The following is a 21,578-nucleotide window of genomic DNA, read 5'->3' as shown; positions in this document are numbered from 1 at the left end:
CACGACCGGCCGTCAAAGCTTCGCGACGTCCTCGCGCGCAAAGCAACGGCCGGCCCATCCCGGTCCCCATCCGGCATCGAGGCTCACATAGTCTCGTTCGGCGCCGCAAGATGAAAGTCTCGACAGTGTTCGCACAAAAAATGTACAGCGCGTCCTGTTTTCACTTGATTCATTGTCCTGTCACGGAGACAAGTCCGCCATGGACAACGCGACACGCTCCGAACGATCCCGCAACGCTGCGCTCGATGCTGCGCTCGCCATCATCGCGCGTGACGGGCCGGGCCGGCTGACGCTCGATGCGATCGCGCGCGAGAGCGGCCTCAGCAAGGGCGGCGTGATGCATCAATTCCGCACCAAGGACGCGGTGCTGAAGGCATTGCTCGAGCGTCAGATGGCGCATTTCGAGCAATTCGCGGCGCCTTACCGCGCCAAGGCGCGCGCGGAGTCCGAAAACCCCGAACTCGCCACCGAAATCGCAACCGTGCGGGAGGCCGCCAACACGCCCAATTCGGCGGCGCTCGCGCTGCTCGCGGCAATGGTCGCAAATCCGGACTTGATGGCGCTGCCGCGCGACAGCGATCTGAAGACGATCGCGGCGATCAAGTCCGAGGCCTCCGATCCGGATCTCGCCATGCTGCGCTGGGCGGCCGCCCGCGGGCTCCTCCTTGGCGAGCTATTCGGCATGTCGCCGCTTCCCAAGGCGGAGCGCGAGCGCCTGTTCGCGCGCCTGCTCGACGACAGCCAGTGGAGCGCGCTGGACAAGCAGGCCAAGCCGCGCGGCGGCACGGCGCCGAAGAGCCCGACCGCGCGCAAGCGCGCCTGATTCAAAGTCAACGATTTCCGAAGGCCCGCTGCCCAAAGCCGCGTCTGCGGCCAAATGCACCAGTCATCATTTTTGCAGTTTACAAACCGCCTGGTCGGTTTTATAAAACGGAAACACTGAAGCGGTCCAAGGCGTCTGACATGGCCCCGGACGATGCCTTGGGCTGGCAATGGTGAAGGCCGCAGCCGTCTCTGGTCCCGCAGACGGCTGCGGCCGCCGTCACCTTTCGAAGAGCCGCAAAAGGAGTTCTGGAATGGATCGCTCGATCGCCCTGCGCGGTCTGGGAACGCTGGTGCTTGGCGCGGCCGTAGCCGGCTGCGCCTCGGTTGCGCCCGTGCCTTATTCGGAGATGGCATCCTCGGCCTATATGGCGCCGGACAAAGCGGATGCCTCCGGCCGCGTGCCCTACCGTTACTCCACGTCGGTCGATTGGCGCGCATACAATAAAGTCATCCTCGAACCCGTCGTGGTCTACCGCGGCAGGGACCAACAGTTTGGCGACATCTCCGACCATGACAAGGCGACGCTCGCCGCCTACATGCAGACCCGCTTCGCCGAGCGGCTGCGCGGCCGCTTCACGCTGGTGCGCGAGCGCGCACCGAACACGTTGCGGATCCGGCTGACGCTCACCGGCGCAGTCACCAATACGCCGGTGCTCGGCACGCTCTCCCGCTTCGACATGGCGGGCGCCGTCTACAACGGCGTGCAGGCTGCCCGCGACGGCGAGGGCACCTTGACCGGCTCGGTCATCTACGGCGTCGAGATCTTCGACGCCACGACCGCGCGCCTGCTCTCCGCCTACGTCACCAAGCAATACCCCGGCGCCTACGACATCAAGGCCAGCGTCGGCGCGCTCGCGGCCGCCAATGCCGGCGTCGACAAGGGCGCCGACGCCCTGATGGCGCAACTGAACTGACGCCGCAACTCCTCCAACGAAAGGTGCCGCTGATGAATTTCGTCCTTCGCTTCGTGCTGCGCGTCGCCATTACCATCGCGATGATGATTTTTGGTGGTCGGGTCGGCGCGGTCACGCCCAACGATCCAAGCGGCACCTGGCTCGTCGAGGACGGCCGGGCCCGCATCCGGCTCGAGCGCTGCGGACCGTCGCGCGACCGCATCTGCGGCTTCATCGTCTGGATGAAGGAGCCGGCCGACAAGCGCGGCCAGCCCTACCGCGACAAGGAAAATCCCGAGCCCGACAAGCGCGCCCGCGCGCTGCTCGGTCACCAGCTGATCATGGGTCTGCAGGCGACGCCGGAGGGGCGGTTCGCCGGCGACATCTACAATGCCGAGGACGGCAGATTCTATTCGGTCTCGCTGTGGCGCGAATCCGCCGACCGCCTCAAGCTCAAGGGCTGTCTGATCAAGCTGTTGTGCCAGACCCAGACCTGGCAGCAGACCCTCGACGCCCAGCCCGGCCAGCTCATCGGCCTCACCGGCGATCTCAACGGCCCTCGCGCGGACAAGGAATGGGCCGCCGTGCCGGCCCCGAAGCCGACGCTGGTGAAGGCGAAGTAGCGGATCGCTTCGCTCCGCGCAAGGACGAGGACGACGCTTCTGCGCCTGAAAACGAGCAGCAGTGAAAAAGACTTCAGTGCAACCCCGCCCGCCGAAATCCGTCCAGATAGTGTTCGCGATCCGCATCGTTGGCCCACGGCAGCTGCGTCGCGATCCAGTCCAGCGAGATATTGGGTTGGGTGCGGCGCAGCTCCTGCAGCGCCATGTCCGCCAGCGCGCTGTCGCCGGTCATGCCGGCAGAGACGGCGAGCACGCGATAGGCGCCGGTGAGATCGCCACGATGGCGGATCGCCTCGCGCGCAAGCGCGATGGCCTCGTCATACTGCCGCTCGGTGAAGCGGGCATATCCGGCGATGCCGTAATAGATTGCCAGCGACGGATCGCGCGGTGAGAGTCTGATCGCCTTTTGCGCCGCCTCGAACGAATCGTTGGGTCTTCCGGCATAGGACAGCGCCAGCGCGTAATAGCCCTGTGCCAGCGAGAAGTTCGGATTGAGCGCGAGCGCCCGTTCGAACTCCGACAGCGCATCCGCAAGCCGACGCGTCGAGAAGCAGACGCTGCCGAGCGCGGCATGGGCCCAGGCATTCTCATGGTCGCAGCGCATCGCGGCGAGCGCAGCGTTCTCCGCGATCGGCGCCGTCGTGGCCAGCTCCGCCCAGCCCAGATGCACGCCGAACATGTGGCTTGCCGCCAGCACCGCCAGCGCCTGGCCGTAATCCGGATCGATCGCGATCGCGCGCTCGAGCAGTTTCTGGGCTGCGACATGATCCTGCGGCGTAATGCGCCAGTAGTGCGACAGCGCCTGCATCAGCAAGTCCCAGGCGTCCAGGCTCGACGGCGGCTTTCGATGCGCGCGAAAATTCTCCGCGGCATGGATCTGCGGTTCGATCGCCGCGACGATCCGCTCGGTGATCTCGTCCTGCACGGCGAAGACGTCGACCAGCTCGCGGTCGTAGCGCTCGGCCCAGAGATGGCCGCCGGTTGTGGCGTCGTTGAGCTGCGCGGTGATGCGCACGCGATTGTCCACCTTGCGCACGCTGCCCTCGACGATGTAGCGGACGCCGAGCTCCTCGGCGATCTGCTTGATGTGGACAGCGCGCCCCTTGTAGGTGAAGGACGAGTTGCGGGCGATCACGATGAACCAGCGCTGCTTCGACAGCGCAGTGAGGATGTCCTCGCTGATGCCGTCGCCGAAATAATCATGGGCCGGATCGCCGCTCATGTTCTCGAAGGCGAGCACGGCGATGCCCGGACGATCCGTCGCGACGCGTGCGGGGCTGGATGTGGCGCCGGCCCGTGCGGGCTTTGCTGCCGCTTCTTCCCGAACTTCGCCGACGAAACGAAAGCCCTTGCGCGGGATCGTCTTGATCAGCCGCTGCGTCGCGCCGTTGTCACGGAGCGCCCTGCGCGCGGCATTGATCCGGCTGTTCAGAGCGGAGTCCGAGATGATTCGGTCGCTCCAGATCTGGCTGATCAAATCATCCCTGCTGACGACGCGGGCGCGCTGCGCGACGAGGTAAAGCAGCAGATCGAACACCTGTGGCTGCAGCGGCACGGTCGTCCCGGCGCAGGTCAGCTCGCGCAGATCGCCGTCGAGCACATTGTTTTCAAAGAAAAATCGCACGTTTCTGTCGTCTCAAGCAAAAATCAAAGTCGTCTCAGGCGAAAATCAATCGTCCACGAAAGTCAGGGGACCTCCGATGCGGCATGGTGCAGCGACCAATGAAGTGCCGAATTTTTGGCACAACGGAGCTGTTTATGACCCAAATTGATCATCAGGTTGATTCCCTGAGGCCCGACGTTTCGGGTTCGAAAGTTTTCAAGTTCATCGCTTTTCTGTACGGAATTGCGGCGTATCTCGTGTTTTGCGTTACGATTGTCTATGCCATCGGTTTTGTGATGGGGCTGGTGGTGCCGAAGACCATCGACACCGGAACCGACACGCCCATGGCCGAGGCCGTGATCATCAATCTGCTTCTGATGGCGCTGTTCGCCGTTCAACACAGCGTGATGGCGCGCCAGCGCTTCAAGGCGTGGTGGACGCAATTCGTCCCCAGGCCGGTCGAGCGTTCGACCTATGTGCTGTTCGCCAGCCTGTCATTGCTCCTCCTGTTCTGGCAGTGGCGTCCGTTGCCCATGGTCATATGGGACGTCGCCAATCCCGATCTTGCCGTGACGCTGGTCACGTTGTCGTTCGCGGGCTGGGTGCTGGTGTTCACCTCGACCTTCATCATCAACCATTTCGAATTGTTCGGATTGCATCAGGTGGCGAATAATCTCATCGGCAAGCAGGCCGCGCCGCCGCGGTTCAAGACGCCGCTGCTCTACAAATTCGTCCGTCATCCGATCTATCTCGGCTTCATCATCGCCTTCTGGGCGGCGCCGACCATGACCGCAGGCCATCTCCTGTTCGCGGCCGTGACCACGGCCTACATCTTCGTCGGCATTGCGCTGGAGGAGCACGATCTCGTCGACCTCTTCGGCGACGAATACCGGCAGTACAAACAGCGGGTGTCGATGCTTATTCCCTGGCGCCGGTCACTCTAGGTGTTGTCTCTCTTGGCGCGCGTCCTCTGAACGGACGATGCGGCCAAGTGCCATTTCGCCTCTCGCCGCGGGCGGGGAGAGGGAGTAGAGGTAGATCGCCTGCCTCTCCAACTTTATCCGTAAATGGAGACGAGAAATGAAACATGTCGGAAACTGCTTCTGCGGCGCGGTCACGATCGAGGTCACGGGTGAGCCTGCGGCGATGGGTTATTGCCATTGCCGCTCCTGCCGCTCGTGGTCGGGCGGACCGGTGAACGCCTTCAGCCTGTGGAAGCCGGAGGCCGTGCGCATCACCGAAGGCGCGCAGAACGTCGAGACCTTCGCCAAGACGCCGATGAGCCAGCGCAAATATTGCAGGAAGTGCGGCGGTCATCTCATGACCAATCACCCGCCGCTCGACCTGATCGACGTCTTCACCGCCACCCTCCCCACGCTCGCCTTCACCCCCGGCGTCCACGTCAACTATTCCGAGACGGTGCTGCCGATGCGCGACGGCCTGCCCAAGCTGAAGGATTTTCCCGCCGAGTTCGGCGGCAGCGGTGAGATGATGCAGGAATAGGAGGACCTCACCCCGACCCTCTCTTCGCAAGCGGGGCGAGGGGGAGGGACTACTCCAGCCCCGCGCGCCGAAATCCTTCCAGATAAAGCGCGCGGTCCTCGTCCCGCAGCATCGGCAGGTCGCGCGTGATCCAGGCGAGCGAGATGCCGGGCTGGGCGCGGCGCAAGCCTTCCAGCGCGGAGGCGGCAAGTGCGGGATCACCCGACATGCCGGCCGCTGCCGTCAGCACGCGGTGCGCGCCGACGAAATCGGCCCGCTGGCGCATCGATTCCCGCGCCATCTGCATGGCGTCCTCGTAATTATGCCCGATGAACTGGGCGTAGCCCGCGACACCGCAATAGATCGCCGCGAGCGGATCGCGCGGACTGAGCTGCAGCGCGCGGCGTGCGGCGGCATCGCCGTCTTGCCACCGTCCGGCGTAGCACAGCGTGACGCCGTAGAAGGCGTGCGCCATCGCGAAATTCGGATTGAGCATCAGCGCCAGCTCGAATTCCGCCAGCGCATCGTCGAAGCGGCGGCGGAACAGATAAGCATAGGCGAGCCCGTGATGGGCCCAGGCATCGTCGCGATCGGCCTCGACCGCGGCAAGCGCTGCGGCTTCCGCGACGGGGACGGTCGCGCCCATGTCGGCCCAGCCCATATGGGCGCCAAAGACGTGGCTGGTCGCGAGCAGGCCCAGCGCCTTGCCATAGGCCGGGTCGATCGCGATTGCCTGTTTGAGCAGCGCCTGCGCCGATGCATTGTCCTCGCGCGTGATGCGCCAGTAACGCGACAGCGCGCGCATCACGAAGTCCCAGGCATCGAGGCTACCCGGCGGCTTCTGCTGGGCGCGAAAATTTTCGGCGGCGTAGAGCTGCGGCTCGATCGCGGCGACGATGGCTTCTGTGATCTCGTCCTGCACGGCGAAGATGTCGGCGATTTCGCGATCGTAGCGTTCCGCCCAGAGATGGCCTCCGGTCGAGACGTCGTTGAGCTGGGCGGAGATGCGCACGCGATCGCCGCTTCGGCGCACGCTGCCTTCGAGCACATAGCGGACGCCGAGCTCGCGCGCGACCTCGTTGAGATGCACGGCGCGGCCCTTGTAGACGAAGGAGGAGTTGCGCGCGACGACGAAGAACCAGCGCAGCTTCGACAGCGCGGTGATGATGTCTTCACTGATGCCGTCGGAGAAATAGTCCTGCTCGCGGTCGCCGCTCATGTTGGTGAAGGGCAGCACGGCGATCGCGGGCCGGTCGGGCAGTGCCAGCGGGGCGTGCGACGCTGGGAGGCCGCGGCCGGGTTCTACCGTCGCTGCCCCGGACTGGGTCTCGACATCGCCGACGAAGCGAAAGCCCTTGCGCGCGATGGTGCGGATCAGGGCCTGCCGGGCACCGTTGTCGCCGATCGCCTTCCGCGCCGCATTGATCCGGCTGGTGAGCGTGGATTCGGAGACGCTGCGGCCGTGCCAGATTTTGTCGATCAGCTCGTCCTTGCTGACGACCCGGTCGCGGTTCTCCATGAGATGGACGACGAGGTCGAAGACCTGCGGTTCCACGGATACGGGAACCTGCTCGCGGCTCAGCTCGCGCCGGTCGGTGTCGAGAAGGTGGTCCCGGAACATAAACTGCACGTCGAAAACTCGGGCCTCACGGCGATTTCAGGCATTGATGAAATCAAAATAGATTTCGGTTTGAGGTCTGTAAGTCCCCCGGGAGGTCAGCCCGGTTCAACGCAACCGCCGGATGGCTGCCATGCCATTTGCGTGGAGGAATACAACTTGAATTGGAATGTGACGGTTTTGGTCAGGTTGTCGCGGCATTCCGGCGATATCCGGATGCCGACGGACCACCATTGCCGAACACGGTCACCTGCGTAAGCTATCTCCCACATAAAGTAACAGCAGCAAAGAAGCGCCCATGTCCGCCTTTCCCGCCTCGACCACCGTGCTCGATTCTATGCTGTTCCGCGATGCTTTCGGCACGCCGCAGATGCGCGAGGTGTTTTCCGATGTCGCGCTGGTCGGGCGCTATGCGGAAGTCGAGGTGGCGCTCGCGAAGGCCGAGGCGAGATGCGGCGTGATCCCGCAGGACGCCGCCGATCAGATCGCGGCCCGCACCGATGTCGCCGCGCTCGACTTCGAGTTGCTGCGGCAGGAGACCGACATCGTCGGCTATCCGATCCTGCCTTTGGTGCATCAGATGGTGAAGCAGTGCGGCGAGGCCGGCCGCTACGTGCATTGGGGCGCGACCACGCAGGACATCATGGACACCGCGGTGGTCCTGCAGCTGCGCGCTGGCTTCGAGGTCATCGAACGCGATATCGCGGAGCTGCGCAAAATCCTCGCCGATCTCTCCAGGCGCCATCGCGACACGCCGATGGCGGGCCGCACCCATCTCCAGCAGGCGCTGCCGGTGACCTTTGGCTACAAGACCGCGATCTGGCTTGCGATGTTCGACCGCCAGGCCGAGCGTCTGACGCAATTGAAGCCGCGCGTGCTGGTCGGCCAGTTCGCGGGCGCCGCCGGCACGCTGGCCTCGCTCGGCGACAAGGGCTTCGAGGTCCAGGCGGCGCTCTGTGCCGAACTGAAGCTTGGCGTTCCGATCTCGACCTGGCACGTCGCGCGCGACGGCTTTGCCGAGGCCGTGAACTTCCTCGCGCTCGTCACCGGCTCGCTCGGCAAGATCGCGCTCGACATCATGATCATGGCCTCGACCGAATTCGCCGAGGTCTATGAGCCCTTCGTCAAGGGCCGCGGCGCCTCCTCGACCATGCCGCAGAAGCGCAACCCGATCTCCTCGGAGCTGATGCTTGCCGCGTCCAAGGCGGTGCGTCAGCACGCGGGGCTGATGCTGGATGCCATGGTGCAGGATTTCGAGCGCGCCACCGGTCCGTGGCACGCCGAATGGATGGCGATCCCCGAAAGCTTCGTGCTGACTGCCGGCGCGCTGCACCAGGCCAAGTTCGCCCTCGCTGGCCTGATCGTGGACGAGAGGAAGATGAACGACAACCTCGCCCTTAGTCGTGGTCTGATTGTGGCCGAAGCGGTCATGATGGGGCTGGCGCCGCAGATGGGCCGGCAGGACGCGCACGACGTGGTCTACGACGCCTGCCGGCTCGCCAACGAGGAGGGCATCAGCCTTGCCGATGCGCTGTCGGCCGATCCGCGCGTCACGGCCCAAATCGATCGCGCCGGCATCGAGGCCCTCACTTCACCGATAAATTACCTTGGTCTTGCGCCGGCCATGGTCGACCGGGTGCTGAAATCGGCAACGCGTTGAAAACCAAACTGCGTATCTTTCACAGGCGCCAAGACGCTCGCGCACTTGTGTCTCGTGATGCTAGACTTAGATTGAACGAGAGATTCCGACAGAGGACCCGGCATGACTGATCAACGCAATTCCGCAACTTCCATCGATCCCGTGAAACTCGACCGTTTGGCCGAGGTGGCGGTGAAGGTGGGATTGGGCTTGCGGCCGGGACAGGACCTTCTTCTGACGGCGCCAGCGATGGCGCTGCCGCTGGTGCGGCGGATCGCCGTGCACGCCTACAAGGCCGGCGCGGGAATCGTGACGCCGATCCTCTCGGACGAAGAAATGACACTGGCGCGCTATCGCTACGGTCACGACAGCAGCTTTGATCGCGCCGCCGGTTGGCTCTACGAGGGCATGGCGAAGGCGTTCGCCGACAACACCGCGCGTCTCGCCATCGTCGGCGACAATCCGATGCTGCTGTCGGGCGAAGATGCGTCCAAGGTGGCGCGCGCCAGCAAGGCCAATTCCATGGCGTATCAGCCGGCGCTGGAAAAGATCGTCAATTTCGATACCAACTGGAACATCATCGCCTATCCGAGCACATCCTGGGCCAAGCAGGTCTTCCCGAACGATCCCGAAGAGATCGCGGTCGGCAAGCTCGCGGACGCCATCTTCGCGGCGTCCCGTGTCGATCGCGAGGACGCCACGGCCAATTGGGCAAGCCACAATGCAGTGCTGCGCGAGCGCACCAATTGGCTCAACGGCCAGCGTTTTCGCGCGCTGCAATATTCAGGGCCCGGCACCGACCTCACCATAGGCTTGGCTGACGGCCATGAATGGGAAGGCGGTGCCTCGCTCTCCAAGAACGGCATCAGCTGCAACGCCAATATTCCGACCGAAGAGGTCTTCACCACGCCACACTGCCGGCGGGTCTATGGCCATGTCGTGAGCTCGAAGCCGCTGTCCTACCAGGGTACGCTGATCGACAACATCGCCGTGCGCTTCGAGGACGGCAGGATCGTCGACGCCAAGGCCTCGCGCGGCGCGGAAGTGCTGAACAAGGTGCTCGACACCGACGAGGGCGCACGCCGCCTCGGCGAAGTGGCGCTGGTGCCGCATTCCTCGCCGATCTCGCAGAGCGGGCTGCTGTTCTACAACACGCTGTTCGACGAGAACGCAGCGTCCCACATCGCGCTCGGCCAATGCTATTCGAAGTGCTTCGTCAACGGCGCGCAGCTCACGCCGCAGCAGATCGCCGCGCAAGGCGGCAACCAGAGCCTGATCCATATCGACTGGATGATCGGCTCGGCCGAGACCGACATCGACGGTATTCTGGCCGACGGCAGCAAGGTGCCGGTGTTCCGCAAGGGCGAGTGGGCGAAGTAACGCCGCAGCTCGTCATGCCCGGGCTTGTCTCGGGCATCCACGTTCTTTGTGTCGCAAGGCGTGGATGGCCGGGACAGGCCCGGCCATGACGATCGTGGAAGGTTCAAGTCCAAACGCTGGCGTCAAGGGTCTCACGCCGCCGGGTTCCGCAGCATCGGGTTGTTGTCGATGCTGAAGCGGTTGAACAGCGTCGTGAACGGACTGCCGTCGGTGGCCCGCACGATGGCGTCGGAGGCTGCGACCGCCTCGTAAAGCGCGCCGACCGGATCGTCTGCCTCCGGCAGGTCGAGTCCCCCGCGGATTTCCTCTCTCGCCTCGTTGACGTCGTCCTCGTCCTCGAGTGTCGCCTCCAGCGCATCCGCCGCGCGGCGCATTTCCTGGAGATCGCCGCCGGCGGAGAATTTGAGGATGTCGAGCCAATAGGGGTGGGCAATGACGAGCTGGATGAACGCCTCGAAACTGTCGGCGACAATGCCCGCGCGACCTTCGGACGAGACGTAGAGCACATTCCGCGACGGCAGCAGCACGAAGGCGCCGCCTGAGCCGTCACTGCCGATCTGCCGGGCGCGTTCGACGCCGTCGATCGTGAACCAGGGCTCCTCGTCCGGCGCAAACGAGACGTCAAGGCTGCCGAGCCAGGCGACGATCTCGCCTTGGGCTGTCAGAACCTCTGGGGTCAGGGGCATCGATGGGGCTCCTTCTGGGTCGCTTCGCGCACTTTGTCGCACCCCGGAAAAGATCGGTTCATGTGCTCGAATTTGCAGGGAAATCGCGACGTTAACCGCTTCGCGTCTGCAACTTGCGGCTGATTGTCGGGGCGTGCGTAAGAAAGAATTAAAAGCCGGCTATTAGCCTTCCCGGCATCTTTCGAAACAATCCGGGTCCGACCCGGCCATACTTATTCTATCGCCTGGGGAAGCAGATGTCGCGCGCGTTGATTGAAATCAGTAGTTGCAATGTGGATTTGGAGCTGCGGCCGATCGAGCCGGCATGGATCATCGAGGGTAACCCGGTCTCGCGTTCGCACATCCTGTCGACCAGCGCAGACGGCACCTCCTCGACCATCATCTGGTCGTGCACCGAAGGCCGCTTCAACTGGTACTATGATTTCGACGAGACGATCATGATCCTGGAAGGATCGATCGTGCTGGAGAGCGACGGCATGCCGCCGAAGCGCTACGGCGTCGGCGACGTCATCTTCTTCCGCGACGGCGCGCATGCCAAATGGCATGTCGAAGGCCACGTCAAGAAGATCGCCTTCTGCCGCAAGACCAACCCGGCCGTCATTGGCTTCATGATCCGCGTCGTCAACAAGCTGAAGCGGATGTTCCTCTCGGCGGGCGAGCGCCGTTCCGCGACACTGATGGGTGCCGGCTAATCTTATTCAAGGACGCTTCCCAGCGGCCACGACGGAGAGGGGCCGGGATGAAAATCCCGGCCCCTTGTCGCGTGCGCATGACATCGCGCTTGTTGGCAAGTTTGCGTTTTCCCTCGGCGTGGAAGCCGAACGCAACGTTTGCGGCAGTCGCGCGTTTTGCAGGTCAAGCAGGCAGATCGGAGGAACCGAAATGGCCAACGCGACTGACGAGAAGCTCAAAGCGATCGAGGATTTTCTCGCGGGTCTCACGTCGAATGACCTGGACAGGATGCCGTTCGCCGACGACATCGTGCTGATCAGCCCGATCGATCCGGAACACCCCGTGGTCGGCAAGGCAGCCGCGGCGGAGTTCCTAAAGAAGCGCGTATTTCCCAGAATCCCCGTACGCAGGGCCGAAGTGGAGCGCCATCTGGTCGATGGCGATTGCGTGGGCACGCTATGGAAAGCGACCTTCGCTCCGGCGGGTGCAACAGAAGTTGTGGTGCCAATCTTCGACTTCTTTCGGATCGAGAACGGAAAGATCAGGGAACTGCGTCCCTATTTCGATCCGAAGCCGTTGAAAGAAGCTGCGGCTGCCTAGTCTGTGCTGGCAGCGATCGCCGCCCGCCGGATCGCCCCGACATCGACCACCAGCCGCCAATCGGTTGCCGTTGCGGGCTTGACCTCGCCGAGCCAGTGGAAGGAATTCTCGGTAATCTCCGTAAAACTCCAGCGCGTGAGGTCGCCGGATTCGGTCGTGCCTTCCTGCACAATGTCTTCGCCGCGCGGCCGGCCGATCTGTTGGCGAAACATGCAGCGGCCGGGATCGAACCAGGAAATCCGCCACGCGGAAATGGAGGGGTCGTAGACGCGCAACGTTGTGCCGTACCAATTGCCGGCGATCGGAAAAGCCGGACTGCCCGAGGGGTGGGGAATGATCCAGATATCCTGGACGGCACGGCCCTTGAGCACCCAGCCGAAATGAATCTCGCCCGGCGCGGTGTGCCTGGTACCGTCGGGACCGTGCGCCGTGATCTCGGCATCCCAGTCGCCGACGAAGCGGCCGTAGAGCTGAAGTGCCGCCGCGTGCTCCGCGTTCGGTCCATCCGCATGCAAAAGTCTCGCAAAGTCGGTCATGTCGATCTCCTGTTGCGAGGAGATCAGCACGAACAGCCGATAGCCGGCTTGGATAAAATTGCGCGTCAGACCCCATCGAGGATGATCACCGTCGGTGTCGACGGCAGCGTATCTCGCGAGATTCGCAGGGACCGCTCGGTGCGGCGGTCGATTTCGAACTGCTGGCCGATTAGGCGCATGAATTCGTCGAGCGGGGTGGCAAAGCGGTGCATCGGCAATACCACCGAAGCGCGCAACCGCTTGGTGATCTCCGAGACGCCGTCGAGTGACATGGTGTAGGTGCCGTCGATCGGCACCATCACGATGTCGAGCCGTCCGATCTGGGCGAAATGGCTGTCGTCGAGCTTGTGGTGGAGATGGCCGAGATGGCCGATGCAGAGGCCCGCGACCTCGAAGATGAAGATCGAATTGCCGTCGCGGATCATGTCGGTGCCGGAATCGTCGCCGAAATAGCGGCGGATGTCGGTCGTAACGTTGCGGATCAAGGTGTCGCCGATGCGTTCCGAAATGGCGGCGGGTTTGCCGTCCTCGCCCCAGCCATGCAGCACATGGGGAATACGCTTGTCGGGGAAGAGAGTGTAGTGGGTGCTGTGCGCCCGGTTCATGGTGACGACATCGGGCAGCCGGCCGACCTGATAGGCGCCGCTATAATCGGTCGCGATGCGCAGGCCGCCAGGCGTGTCGATGAAATAGGTGGAGTGGCCGGCATAGGTGATCTCGACCTCGGCCGCAGCGGTCGCCTGCCTGAAGGCGACCGGCATCGCGCGAGGCGCCGCGTTCGCCATGGCCAGGCATTCGCTGCGCGGTGGCTGCTGGGCGAGGGCTGGTGAGAGACAGGCGCTCAACAGCGCAAATGCCGCCGAGATGAGTTGCCGCATATCGAGTCCCGTGACCTCAGGGAAGTCTAGCGCGCAACGCAGCGCGTCGCCAATGGACTGCGATCAACAGCGCGTCAGTGTCGCACCGCCTTCACTCCCGACGCGGGCTGAACTTCCAGGTGATGGCAACTAGGCCCGCAGTAATCAGGCCGCTGACGATGCCGGCGATGGGGAGCGTGAGCAGCAGTGCCGCGGTGGCGGCCCAGCCGATCGAGGAGAAGGCCTCGGCGAAGGTGGCAAGCCGCGAAGACGTCTGACGGCGGCGGAATTGGCTGCGTCGGGCCTGGACGCGGAACCAGAGCTGGATCGCGGTGGCGGAGGCGGCGCTGATGATCATCGTGGCTGCCGTGATCGCAGCCTGGAACGGCGAGGCGAAAACCAGCGCCGCAACCAGCGGGCTGAAGATGACGGCAATCGCAATCAGCACCACCTCGATCTTGGCCCGGATGACGTTCGAGGGTGTCAGCGGCGCAGTCGCGACCAGATCGGGCGCGTCCTCGCCGGAGATCGTCAGCCAGGCGAGCCCTCCGGCGAGCTGACCCGCGGCCATCACGATCACGGGCGAGATCAGCGTCAGCGCGGCAGAACTGTCGGCAAAGCTACGCCAGAGCAGCAGCGCAGGCGGCACCAGATAGAGCAGCTGCATCAAAGTCTGCGAGATCAGCCAGGGGTCGCGCCAGAGCAGCGTGAACTCCTTGCGCCGCAGCGCCTGCTGCCGCGATCCGCCGCGGAACGGGCGTTCCTTCGCGCGCTTGCGGCCGGATGTGCCATAAGCGGCGGCGTCGATCGCGGTATCGGCGAAGCGGCCCGAGAAGATCGCCATCACGCTTCCGAGCAGCACGAACCCAAGGGCCAGCAGCGACAGCAGCGCGTTGCTGTCACCCATGGTGGCCCGGGCGGGCCACCACCAGATGCTGTCGATTTCGGGGGCGTGGGAAGCGAAGGCACCGGACGTCAGAATGGTGAAGCGCGACAGTGTGCCATAGGAGATGATCGCGGCGACCTGGAGCGCGATCACGAAGCCGGCGCCGATGATGGCGGCTAGGATCTGGGCCACGAAGCGCGTTCGCGCCGGGCCGATCAGGCGAAACAGGAGGATGGTGACGGCGATCGCGATCGCCGCAGCCGACAGGCCCATCGCGACGACCACGCCGAAGGCCGCAAGCCATCGCGGGCCGCCGCCGATCACCAGCACGTCGATGAAGGGCGTCGAGAACAGCAGCGCCATCGTCGTGACGGTGAGTGCGATCGCGGCAATGCGCACCGAGAACAGATTGGCGAGCCGCGCCGGCGAGGACATGATGAGGTCGAGATCGGCGCGGGCGTAAAACACCCGCGTCACCGATTCGATCGCCTGCGACAGCATCAGCGTCCAGGCCAGGAAGATCGTCGCCGAGATCACGATCAGTGAGGATTTGTCGAGCGGCAGTTGCAGATTGGCAAAGCGGCCGATCACGGCCCAGGCCGGCACGTGCAGGAGCGCCGCGAAGAAGAGCAGGCCGACCACGGCCGCACGCGTTCGCCGGCGTCGTCCGCCCGACATCATGGCGAACCATTCGCGCCACGCGAGCCGAAGCTCGTGACGGGCAAACCAGGAGAGCGCGGTCGCCGAGCTCATGCGGCTTCCTGGAGCGTCACCAATGCGATGAAGAGATCTTCGAGGCTGGTGTCGGCATGGCCGTTCTGCTGGCGCAGCTCAGTGAGCGTGCCTTCCGCGACCAGTCGGCCCGAGGCGATCACGCCGATGCGGTCGGCCATGCGCTCGGCCACCTCGAGAATATGCGTGGTCATGATGATGGTGCAGCCAGCCTGAACGCGTTCGTTCAAAAGGCCCTTCACATGGCGCGCCGAGACGGCATCGAGGCCAGTCAGCGGCTCGTCGAGGATGATGAGGCGGGGATCGTGCACCAGCGCGCCGGCGAGCGCCACCTTCTGACGCATGCCCTTGGAAAAGCCGTCGCAGCGTTCGTGCCGGTGCGGTTCGAGTCCGAGCGAGCAGAGGAGTTCCTCGGCGACCGGTTCCGAGACGGATGGCGAAATGCCCCAGAGGCCGGCGACGAATTCCAGATATTCGAGCGGGGTCAGCTTGTCATAGATCATGGGTTCGTCGGAGACCCACGCGGTCACCTGCTTGGCGGCGACGGGATTTTGGAGCGCATCGATGCCGAAGATCGAGACCGCACCGGCGTCGGGCCGCAGCAGGCCTGCAACCATGCGCAGGGTGGTGGTCTTGCCGGCGCCGTTGGGGCCAACCAGGGCGTAGAATTCGCCGGCATGAATGGTGAGATCGAGGCTATCGACCGCCAAACGGTCAAAACGCTTCGTTAACCCCAAGACTTCGAGCGCCGAGCTGTCGGGCTTCATGACGGCCACACCATCCGGTTTTGCATTGCTCGCGACCATGACCTGAAGATGTTTCGGCTCGGTGAATCGCGCTGCCGCAAATTCCGGCATCCGACTTCGACGACGCCTTGGACTAAAGGCAAGTCACCGTTTGTTGACAGCGCTTGGCGGTTCAGGCTGAATTGGCGACGGGACAAATGGCGCTGACGCGGCGAAAACACTGCGTAGCGGCTGGACACAAGATGCGAGATGGCGGTCATCAAGAACCGCTGGTTGCATCCGGAGGAAGCGCGGCGATGCTGGATTTCGTTCAGCAGCTGGTCAGCGGTGTTGCGCTCGGCTGTGTCTACGGCCTGATCGCGCTCGGCTTCGTGCTCGTCTACAAGGCCACCGAGGTCGTCAACTTCGCCCAGGGCGATTTGATGATGCTGGGCGGCTTCTTCGCCTTTACCTTCATCGGCATGATGGGCCTGAACTACTGGGTCGGCTTTGCCGGTGCGGTGGTGGCGATGGCGCTGTTCGGTATGCTGGCGGAGCGGATCGTGGTGCGGCCGATCCTCGGCTATCCGCAGTTCTCCATCATCATGGCCACCATCGGGCTCGGTTACTTCCTGCGCTCGGTCGCCGGCATGATCTGGGGCACCGACGATTTCAAGATCGAGACGCCGTTCAGCCAGGGCGTGCTGCGCATCGGTTCGCTGGTGCTCGCCCATGACAAGCTCTCGGTGATCGCGGCGACGATCATCCTCTGCGCGCTGCTCTGGCTGTTCTTCAACAAGACCACGCTCGGAACCGCGATGCGCGCCAGTTCCGAGAACATGCTGGCGGCATATTACATGGGCATTCCCGTCAAGCGCGTGGTGTCGATCGTCTGGGCGATCAGCGCGGCGGTCGCGACCTGCGCCGGCGTGCTGCTGGCGCCGATCACCTTCATTCACTCGAATGTGGGCCTCGTGCTCGGGCTCAAGGCGTTTCCGGCCGCGGTCCTCGGCGGCTTCGGCTCGATTCCCGGCGCGGTCGTCGGCGGCGTGCTGATCGGCGTGATCGAGAGCATGGCCGGCTTCTATCTGCCGGAAGGATGGAAAGATGTCGCGCCCTACATCGTGCTGCTTGCGGTGCTGCTGCTGAAGCCCGAAGGCCTGTTCGGCCTCCACGCCCGCAAGAAGGTCTGAACGCGATGCGCTTCCTGTTCAAGACCGACTATGAGGACGATATCAGGCTCTTCCCGCATTCGGGCTATGTCGTCTCCTATGGCCTCCTGCTCGCGGTGCTGCTGATCGCGCCCTACGTGCTCTCCAGCTATCTGATGAGCCAGCTCGTCTTCGTCTGCATCTATGCGACCGTCGGCGTGGCGCTGCTGATCCTGACCGGCTTTACCGGGCAGGCTTCGCTTGGGCATGCCGCGTTTCTCGCGATCGGCGCATATACGGCCGCCTATTTGCAAAAATACAACGTCCCTTTTCCGCTCTATTTCCTCGCCGCAGGCGCCCTGACCGGCCTGATCGGGGCGCTGGTCGGTTTCCCCGCGCTGCGGCTCCAGGGCATCTATCTCGTCATCGCCACCATCTCCTTCGCCTTCATCGTCGAGGAGATTTTGGCGCGCTGGGAAAGCGTCACCAACGGCAACGAGGGCATGCGAATCAAGGCGGTGTCGCTGCTCGGCGCCACCGTCTCGCGCGACAGCCCGACTTTCTATTTTCTGTGTCTCGCCGTACTGGTGCTGACCATCGTCGGCACGCTCAATCTGCTGCGCTCGCCAACGGGGCGCGCCTTCGTCGCGATCCGCGACAGCGAGACGGCGGCGCGCAGCATGGGCGTCAATGTCGCGCTCTACAAGGTCAAATCCTTTGCGATCTCGGCGGCGATCACCGGCTTTGCCGGCGTGCTGTTCGCGCACAAGCTGTCCTTCATTTCGCCGGAGATGTTCACGCTCCAGCTTTCGATCGAGTTCATCATCGTGATCCTGATCGGCGGCACCTTCTCGCTGCACGGTGCGGTGCTGGGCGCGATCTTCATCGTGATGATCGACCCGTTCCTGACGTATCTCAAGGACGACATGCCCGATATCATCGCCGGCGTTGCCGCGACGTTTGGTGCCGGCAAGGAGCGCGCAGCGCACATCCAGGACAGCATCGCGACGTTCGCATCGCTGAACGGCCTGAAGGGCGCGATCTACGGCATCATCATCATGCTGTTCGTGCTGTTCGAGCCGCTCGGCCTCTACGGACGCTGGCTGAAGATCAAGCTCTTCTTCCAGCTGTTCCCGCTCTACAAGCGCGCGACCTTCAAGCGGCAGAAGATCTACGTGAAGTCGGAGCGGAACCGATGAGCTATCTGCGCGCCGAGAATTTGTCGCTGCATTTCGGGGGCCTCAAGGCCGTCGATGCGGTGTCGTTCGCGGTCGAGAAGGGCGAGATCCTCTCCATCATCGGTCCAAACGGCGCCGGCAAGAGCTCGATCTTCAACCTGATCTCGCGAATCTACCGGCCGACTTCGGGTCGCATCTTCTTCGAGGACCAGGACATCACGGAGGAGCCGCCTTACGACATCGCCAGGCTCGGCATCGCTCGCACCTTCCAGAACATCGAGCTGTTCGAGAATGCGACCGTGCTGTCCAACCTCCTGGTCGGCCGTCACCGCCATTCGACCACGCAGCTCTGGCAGGAGCTTTTGTTCCTGCCGAGCGTGCGCGCCAAGGAGAAGCTGCATCGCCGCCGGGTCGAGCAGGTGATCGAGTTCCTCGACCTCGAACCCTATCGCGACAAGCTGATCTCGGGCCTGCCTTACGGCGTACGCAAGGTGATCGAGCTCGCACGCGCGCTGTGCTCCGAGCCGAAACTGATCCTGCTCGACGAACCGTCCTCCGGCCTCAACGTGGAAGAGACCGACGATATGTCGTTCTGGATTCGCGACATGAAGAGCGAGCTCGGCGTCACCGTGCTGATGGTCGAGCACGATATGTCGCTGGTCAACCGCGTTTCCGATCGTGTGATCGCGCTGAACTATGGCCGCGTGCTCGCCATGGGCTCGCCCAGTGAAGTTCAGCAGCATCCCGACGTCGTCGCCGCGTATCTGGGAGCCTGACGGATGGATGCGACCACGGCGCCCGAGATCATCCTGAGGCTCTCCAACATCGAGAGCTATTACGGGCCGATCATGGCGATCCGCGGCATCTCGCTGGAGGTGCCGCGCGGTCGCATCGTCACGCTGCTCGGGGCCAATGGTGCCGGCAAGACCACGGTGCTGAAGACGATCTCGGGCATTCTCGACCCGCAAAAGGGCTCGATCGAGTTCATGGGCAAGTCGATCCAGCGCATGGAAGCCGACCGCATCGTACGGCTGGGCCTCAGCCATGTGCCGGAGGGACGCGAGGTGTTCCCGTTCCTCTCCGTGCGCGAGAACCTGATGATGGGCGCCTATCCGCGCAGCGACCGCGACGGCGTCGCGGCGGATATCGAGCGTGTCTACGGCTATTTCCCGCGGCTGAAGGAGCGCGTCAACCAGCCGGCCGGGCAGCTCTCCGGCGGCGAGCAGCAGATGCTGGCGATCGGGCGCGCGCTGATGAACCGTCCGACATTGTTGCTGCTCGACGAACCCTCGCTCGGCCTGTCGCCGATCCTGGTGAAGGAGATTTTCACGATCATTCGCCGCGTGAACGAGGAGCAGGGCATGTCGATCCTGCTGGTCGAGCAGAACGCCAGGGTGGCGCTGGAGACGGCGCATTACGGCTATGTGCTGGAGCTCGGCCGCATCGTCATGAACGACAGCTGCGACCGCTTGATGCATTCGAAGGACATCCAGGAATTCTATCTTGGCGCCAAGGAACAGGGTGCGCGAGGCGAGCGGCGCTGGAAAAAGAAGAAGACTTGGAGATGAAGAACTGGCGATGAAGAACTTGGAGATGAAGAGCTGGCGATGATGAGTTGACGCGAAGCGACAACGAGGAGATGCGCATGGCCCGACCGGCGGTGTTGACGGTCGCTGATACGATCGCGAAGAGCTTTTTGCGCGCAGCAGAGCTGCGCGGCGACAGGCCCGCGATCCGCGAGAAGACGTTCGGCATCTGGCAGCCGACGAGCTGGCGCGAGTGGCTGGAGGTCTCGAAGGAGATCGCCTACGCCCTGCACGCCACCGGCTTCATGCCCGGGGACGTCGCCTCCATCATCGCCAATGCCGTGCCGGAATGGGTCCATGCCGACATGGGTATCCTGTGCGCCGGCGGTGTCTCGTCGGGCATCTATCCGACCGACTCCGCGGTTCAGGTCGAATACCTCGTCAACGATTCCGCTACCCGGGTGATCTTTGTCGAGGATGAAGAGCAGCTGGACAAGGTCCTCGCCATTCGTGCGCGCTGCCCGACCTTGCAAAGGATCATCGTGTTCGACATGGAAGGCCTCAGCGGCTTCTCCGACGACATGGTGACGTCGCTCGACGCGTTTCGCGCGCTCGGCCGTAACCACATGGTCGGCAACGAGGAGCTGTGGCAGCAGATGATCGACGGCCGCGGCCCGGGCGATCTCGCAGTCCTCGTCTACACGTCGGGCACGACCGGTCCGCCCAAGGGAGCGATGCACGCCAACCGCAGCGTGACGCATCAGATGCGCCATGCCAACGATTACATCCCCGCACAGGAACATGAGGAGCGACTGATCTTCCTGCCGCTTTGCCATGTCGCGGAGCGTATCGGTGGCTACTATACCTCGCTTGCGCTGGGCTCGGTGATGAACTTCGCCGAGAGCTCGGAGACCGTGCCGGACAATCTTCGCGAGGTGCAGCCGACGGTCTTCCTCGCGGTGCCGCGGATCTGGGAGAAGTTCTATTCCGCCGTCACCATCGCGCTCAAGGACGCGACCCCGTTCCAGCAATGGGTCTACCGCCGCGCCATCAAAGTCGGCTTTCGCATGACCGATTGCCGGCTCGGCGGCGGGACGCCGTCGCGTTCGCTCAAGCTCGCCAATCGATTCGCCTATTGGCTGGTGTTCCGCAACATCCGTCGCATGATCGGGCTTGATCGCTGTCGCATCGCGTTCACGGGCGCAGCACCGATCTCGCCGGACCTGATCCGCTGGTATCTCGCGCTCGGCATCAACATTTGCGAGGTTTACGGCCAGACCGAGAATTGCGGTGTCGCGACCGTGATGCCGCCGGACCGCATCAGGCTCGGTTCGGTCGGCAAGGCCGTGTCATGGGGCGAAGTCGCGCTCTCGCCGGACGGCGAGATCCTGATCCGGGGTGACTTCCTGTTCATGGGCTATCTGAATCAGCCGGAGAGGACGGCGGAAACGATCGATCCGCGCGGCTGGCTGCACACCGGCGACGTCGGCACCATCGACAACGAGGGCTTCATCAAGATCACCGACCGGATGAAGGACATCATCATCACCTCCGGCGGCAAGAACATCACGCCGTCGGGGATCGAGAACCAGCTCAAATTCTCGCCCTATATCTCGGACGCCGTGGTGATCGGCGACAAGCGGCCCTACCTCACCTGCCTCGTGATGATCGACCAGGAGAATGTCGAGAAGTTCGCTCAGGACCACGACATCCCCTTCACCAATTACGCCAGCCTGTGCCGGGCAAGAGAGATCCAGGACCTGATCTGGCACGAGATCGAAGCGGTGAATGGCAATTTCGCCCGCGTCGAGACCGTCAAGAAATTCTGCCTGATCGAACGCCAGCTCACGCCTGAGGACGAGGAGCTGACACCGACCATGAAGCTGAAGCGCAATTTCGTGCACAAGCGTTACGCTGCCGAGATCGAGGCGATGTATCTCGCGCGCGCGGTGGCGTGAGGCGCATC

At 63.6% G+C, this 21,578-nt stretch carries 21 protein-coding genes; 14 read left to right on the top strand and 7 right to left on the bottom strand.

Annotated elements, in window-relative coordinates; translation table 11 throughout:
• Positions 1-199: 199 nt before the first annotated feature.
• From JJE66_RS07860 to JJE66_RS07850, 3 genes are all read left to right on the top strand, one after another.
• Positions 200-823, top strand: a complete 624-nt coding sequence (locus JJE66_RS07860) for a TetR/AcrR family transcriptional regulator (protein WP_200513632.1) — start codon at positions 200-202, stop codon at positions 821-823.
• A 253-nt stretch (positions 824-1,076) separates the two neighbouring features.
• Entirely contained in the window at positions 1,077-1,739 is a 663-nt protein-coding gene (locus JJE66_RS07855; protein WP_200513631.1) for a DUF3313 domain-containing protein, read from the top strand.
• A gap of 32 nt (positions 1,740-1,771) precedes the next feature.
• Entirely contained in the window at positions 1,772-2,341 is a 570-nt protein-coding gene (locus tag JJE66_RS07850) for a DUF2147 domain-containing protein (protein ID WP_200513630.1), read from the top strand.
• Between the two features lie 73 nt (positions 2,342-2,414).
• On the opposite strand, the gene JJE66_RS07845 is transcribed toward JJE66_RS07850, so the two are convergent.
• On the bottom strand, positions 2,415-3,965 hold the full coding sequence (locus tag JJE66_RS07845; RefSeq protein ID WP_200513629.1) for a winged helix-turn-helix domain-containing protein: 1,551 nt from the start codon (positions 3,963-3,965) through the stop codon (positions 2,415-2,417).
• 134 nt (positions 3,966-4,099) lie between these two features.
• Between JJE66_RS07845 and mddA the strand changes: the two genes are divergently transcribed.
• Together mddA and JJE66_RS07835 are read left to right on the top strand one after the other, a co-directional pair.
• Positions 4,100-4,888, top strand: a complete 789-nt coding sequence (gene mddA, locus JJE66_RS07840) for a methanethiol S-methyltransferase (protein ID WP_200513627.1) — start codon at positions 4,100-4,102, stop codon at positions 4,886-4,888.
• A 136-nt stretch (positions 4,889-5,024) separates the two neighbouring features.
• Positions 5,025-5,447, top strand: coding sequence for a GFA family protein (locus tag JJE66_RS07835; protein WP_200513625.1), 423 nt, complete (start codon positions 5,025-5,027; stop codon positions 5,445-5,447).
• 49 nt (positions 5,448-5,496) lie between these two features.
• On the opposite strand, the gene JJE66_RS07830 is transcribed toward JJE66_RS07835, so the two are convergent.
• On the bottom strand, positions 5,497-7,056 hold the full coding sequence (locus JJE66_RS07830; protein ID WP_200513623.1) for a winged helix-turn-helix domain-containing tetratricopeptide repeat protein: 1,560 nt from the start codon (positions 7,054-7,056) through the stop codon (positions 5,497-5,499).
• A 286-nt stretch (positions 7,057-7,342) separates the two neighbouring features.
• Between JJE66_RS07830 and pcaB the strand changes: the two genes are divergently transcribed.
• Both pcaB and JJE66_RS07820 read left to right on the top strand, forming a co-directional pair.
• A complete protein-coding gene (pcaB, locus tag JJE66_RS07825) occupies positions 7,343-8,704 on the top strand; it encodes a 3-carboxy-cis,cis-muconate cycloisomerase (protein ID WP_200513621.1) in 1,362 nt (453 codons plus the stop codon).
• 102 nt (positions 8,705-8,806) lie between these two features.
• Positions 8,807-10,063, top strand: coding sequence for an aminopeptidase (locus tag JJE66_RS07820; protein ID WP_200513619.1), 1,257 nt, complete (start codon positions 8,807-8,809; stop codon positions 10,061-10,063).
• A gap of 131 nt (positions 10,064-10,194) precedes the next feature.
• On the opposite strand, the gene JJE66_RS07815 is transcribed toward JJE66_RS07820, so the two are convergent.
• Positions 10,195-10,749, bottom strand: coding sequence for a hypothetical protein (locus tag JJE66_RS07815; protein WP_200513617.1), 555 nt, complete (start codon positions 10,747-10,749; stop codon positions 10,195-10,197).
• 236 nt (positions 10,750-10,985) lie between these two features.
• On the opposite strand from JJE66_RS07815, the gene JJE66_RS07810 reads away from it, so the two are divergent.
• A complete protein-coding gene (locus tag JJE66_RS07810; protein WP_200513615.1) occupies positions 10,986-11,441 on the top strand; it encodes a cupin domain-containing protein in 456 nt (151 codons plus the stop codon).
• A 190-nt stretch (positions 11,442-11,631) separates the two neighbouring features.
• Entirely contained in the window at positions 11,632-12,021 is a 390-nt protein-coding gene (locus tag JJE66_RS07805) for a nuclear transport factor 2 family protein (RefSeq protein ID WP_200513613.1), read from the top strand.
• On the opposite strand, the gene JJE66_RS07800 is transcribed toward JJE66_RS07805, so the two are convergent.
• From JJE66_RS07800 to JJE66_RS07785, 4 genes are all read right to left on the bottom strand, one after another.
• Positions 12,018-12,557 carry a hypothetical protein gene (locus JJE66_RS07800; protein WP_200513611.1) on the bottom strand — a complete coding sequence of 180 codons (540 nt, stop codon included), beginning with the start codon at positions 12,555-12,557 and terminating at the stop codon, positions 12,018-12,020. The two genes, JJE66_RS07805 and JJE66_RS07800, sit on opposite strands and share 4 nt — an antisense overlap.
• Positions 12,558-12,622: 65 nt before the next feature.
• Positions 12,623-13,435: an MBL fold metallo-hydrolase gene (locus JJE66_RS07795; RefSeq protein WP_200513609.1), complete on the bottom strand. Its 813-nt coding sequence runs from the start codon at positions 13,433-13,435 to the stop codon at positions 12,623-12,625.
• A gap of 91 nt (positions 13,436-13,526) precedes the next feature.
• The gene (locus tag JJE66_RS07790; RefSeq protein WP_200513607.1) at positions 13,527-15,053 is read right to left on the bottom strand and encodes a permease; all 1,527 of its coding nucleotides are present in this window, start codon (positions 15,051-15,053) and stop codon (positions 13,527-13,529) included.
• Positions 15,050-15,799 (bottom strand): ABC transporter ATP-binding protein, encoded by a 750-nt coding sequence (locus tag JJE66_RS07785; RefSeq protein ID WP_200515300.1) that lies wholly within the window; start codon positions 15,797-15,799, stop codon positions 15,050-15,052. Before JJE66_RS07785 ends, JJE66_RS07790 begins: the two co-directional genes overlap by 4 nt.
• Before the next feature lie 275 nt (positions 15,800-16,074).
• Here JJE66_RS07785 and JJE66_RS07780 point away from each other — a divergent pair, with 275 nt between their 5' ends.
• The 5 genes from JJE66_RS07780 (at position 16,075) to JJE66_RS07760 (ending at position 21,570) form a co-directional block, all read left to right on the top strand.
• The gene (locus JJE66_RS07780) at positions 16,075-16,950 is read left to right on the top strand and encodes a branched-chain amino acid ABC transporter permease (protein WP_200513605.1); all 876 of its coding nucleotides are present in this window, start codon (positions 16,075-16,077) and stop codon (positions 16,948-16,950) included.
• A 5-nt stretch (positions 16,951-16,955) separates the two neighbouring features.
• On the top strand, positions 16,956-18,107 hold the full coding sequence (locus tag JJE66_RS07775; protein ID WP_200513603.1) for a branched-chain amino acid ABC transporter permease: 1,152 nt from the start codon (positions 16,956-16,958) through the stop codon (positions 18,105-18,107).
• A complete protein-coding gene (locus JJE66_RS07770; RefSeq protein WP_200513601.1) occupies positions 18,104-18,862 on the top strand; it encodes an ABC transporter ATP-binding protein in 759 nt (252 codons plus the stop codon). Before JJE66_RS07775 ends, JJE66_RS07770 begins: the two co-directional genes overlap by 4 nt.
• A gap of 3 nt (positions 18,863-18,865) precedes the next feature.
• On the top strand, positions 18,866-19,654 hold the full coding sequence (locus JJE66_RS07765; RefSeq protein WP_200513599.1) for an ABC transporter ATP-binding protein: 789 nt from the start codon (positions 18,866-18,868) through the stop codon (positions 19,652-19,654).
• A gap of 77 nt (positions 19,655-19,731) precedes the next feature.
• The gene (locus tag JJE66_RS07760) at positions 19,732-21,570 is read left to right on the top strand and encodes a long-chain fatty acid--CoA ligase (protein WP_200513597.1); all 1,839 of its coding nucleotides are present in this window, start codon (positions 19,732-19,734) and stop codon (positions 21,568-21,570) included.
• Positions 21,571-21,578: the final 8 nt, after the last annotated feature.

Source organism: Bradyrhizobium diazoefficiens (assembly GCF_016612535.1).
In the GTDB taxonomy this organism is placed as follows: Bacteria; Pseudomonadota; Alphaproteobacteria; order Rhizobiales; family Xanthobacteraceae; genus Bradyrhizobium; species Bradyrhizobium diazoefficiens_C.
Note: the sequence above shows the minus strand (reverse complement) of the source record. Positions and strands in the feature narration are given on the sequence as shown.

Coding starts and splice junctions, on each gene's coding strand:
- JJE66_RS07775 (WP_200513603.1), top strand. CDS start 16,956: ATGCGCTTCCTGTTCAAGACCGACTATGAGGACGATATCAGGCTCTTC.
- pcaB (WP_200513621.1), top strand. CDS start 7,343: ATGTCCGCCTTTCCCGCCTCGACCACCGTGCTCGATTCTATGCTGTTC.
- JJE66_RS07810 (WP_200513615.1), top strand. CDS start 10,986: ATGTCGCGCGCGTTGATTGAAATCAGTAGTTGCAATGTGGATTTGGAG.
- JJE66_RS07780 (WP_200513605.1), top strand. CDS start 16,075: ATGCTGGATTTCGTTCAGCAGCTGGTCAGCGGTGTTGCGCTCGGCTGT.
- JJE66_RS07850 (WP_200513630.1), top strand. CDS start 1,772: ATGAATTTCGTCCTTCGCTTCGTGCTGCGCGTCGCCATTACCATCGCG.
- JJE66_RS07860 (WP_200513632.1), top strand. CDS start 200: ATGGACAACGCGACACGCTCCGAACGATCCCGCAACGCTGCGCTCGAT.
- JJE66_RS07835 (WP_200513625.1), top strand. CDS start 5,025: ATGAAACATGTCGGAAACTGCTTCTGCGGCGCGGTCACGATCGAGGTC.
- JJE66_RS07790 (WP_200513607.1), bottom strand. CDS start 15,053: ATGAGCTCGGCGACCGCGCTCTCCTGGTTTGCCCGTCACGAGCTTCGG.
- mddA (WP_200513627.1), top strand. CDS start 4,100: ATGACCCAAATTGATCATCAGGTTGATTCCCTGAGGCCCGACGTTTCG.
- JJE66_RS07795 (WP_200513609.1), bottom strand. CDS start 13,435: ATGCGGCAACTCATCTCGGCGGCATTTGCGCTGTTGAGCGCCTGTCTC.
- JJE66_RS07765 (WP_200513599.1), top strand. CDS start 18,866: ATGGATGCGACCACGGCGCCCGAGATCATCCTGAGGCTCTCCAACATC.
- JJE66_RS07805 (WP_200513613.1), top strand. CDS start 11,632: ATGGCCAACGCGACTGACGAGAAGCTCAAAGCGATCGAGGATTTTCTC.
- JJE66_RS07785 (WP_200515300.1), bottom strand. CDS start 15,799: ATGAAGCCCGACAGCTCGGCGCTCGAAGTCTTGGGGTTAACGAAGCGT.
- JJE66_RS07815 (WP_200513617.1), bottom strand. CDS start 10,749: ATGCCCCTGACCCCAGAGGTTCTGACAGCCCAAGGCGAGATCGTCGCC.
- JJE66_RS07770 (WP_200513601.1), top strand. CDS start 18,104: ATGAGCTATCTGCGCGCCGAGAATTTGTCGCTGCATTTCGGGGGCCTC.
- JJE66_RS07820 (WP_200513619.1), top strand. CDS start 8,807: ATGACTGATCAACGCAATTCCGCAACTTCCATCGATCCCGTGAAACTC.
- JJE66_RS07855 (WP_200513631.1), top strand. CDS start 1,077: ATGGATCGCTCGATCGCCCTGCGCGGTCTGGGAACGCTGGTGCTTGGC.
- JJE66_RS07760 (WP_200513597.1), top strand. CDS start 19,732: ATGGCCCGACCGGCGGTGTTGACGGTCGCTGATACGATCGCGAAGAGC.
- JJE66_RS07800 (WP_200513611.1), bottom strand. CDS start 12,557: ATGACCGACTTTGCGAGACTTTTGCATGCGGATGGACCGAACGCGGAG.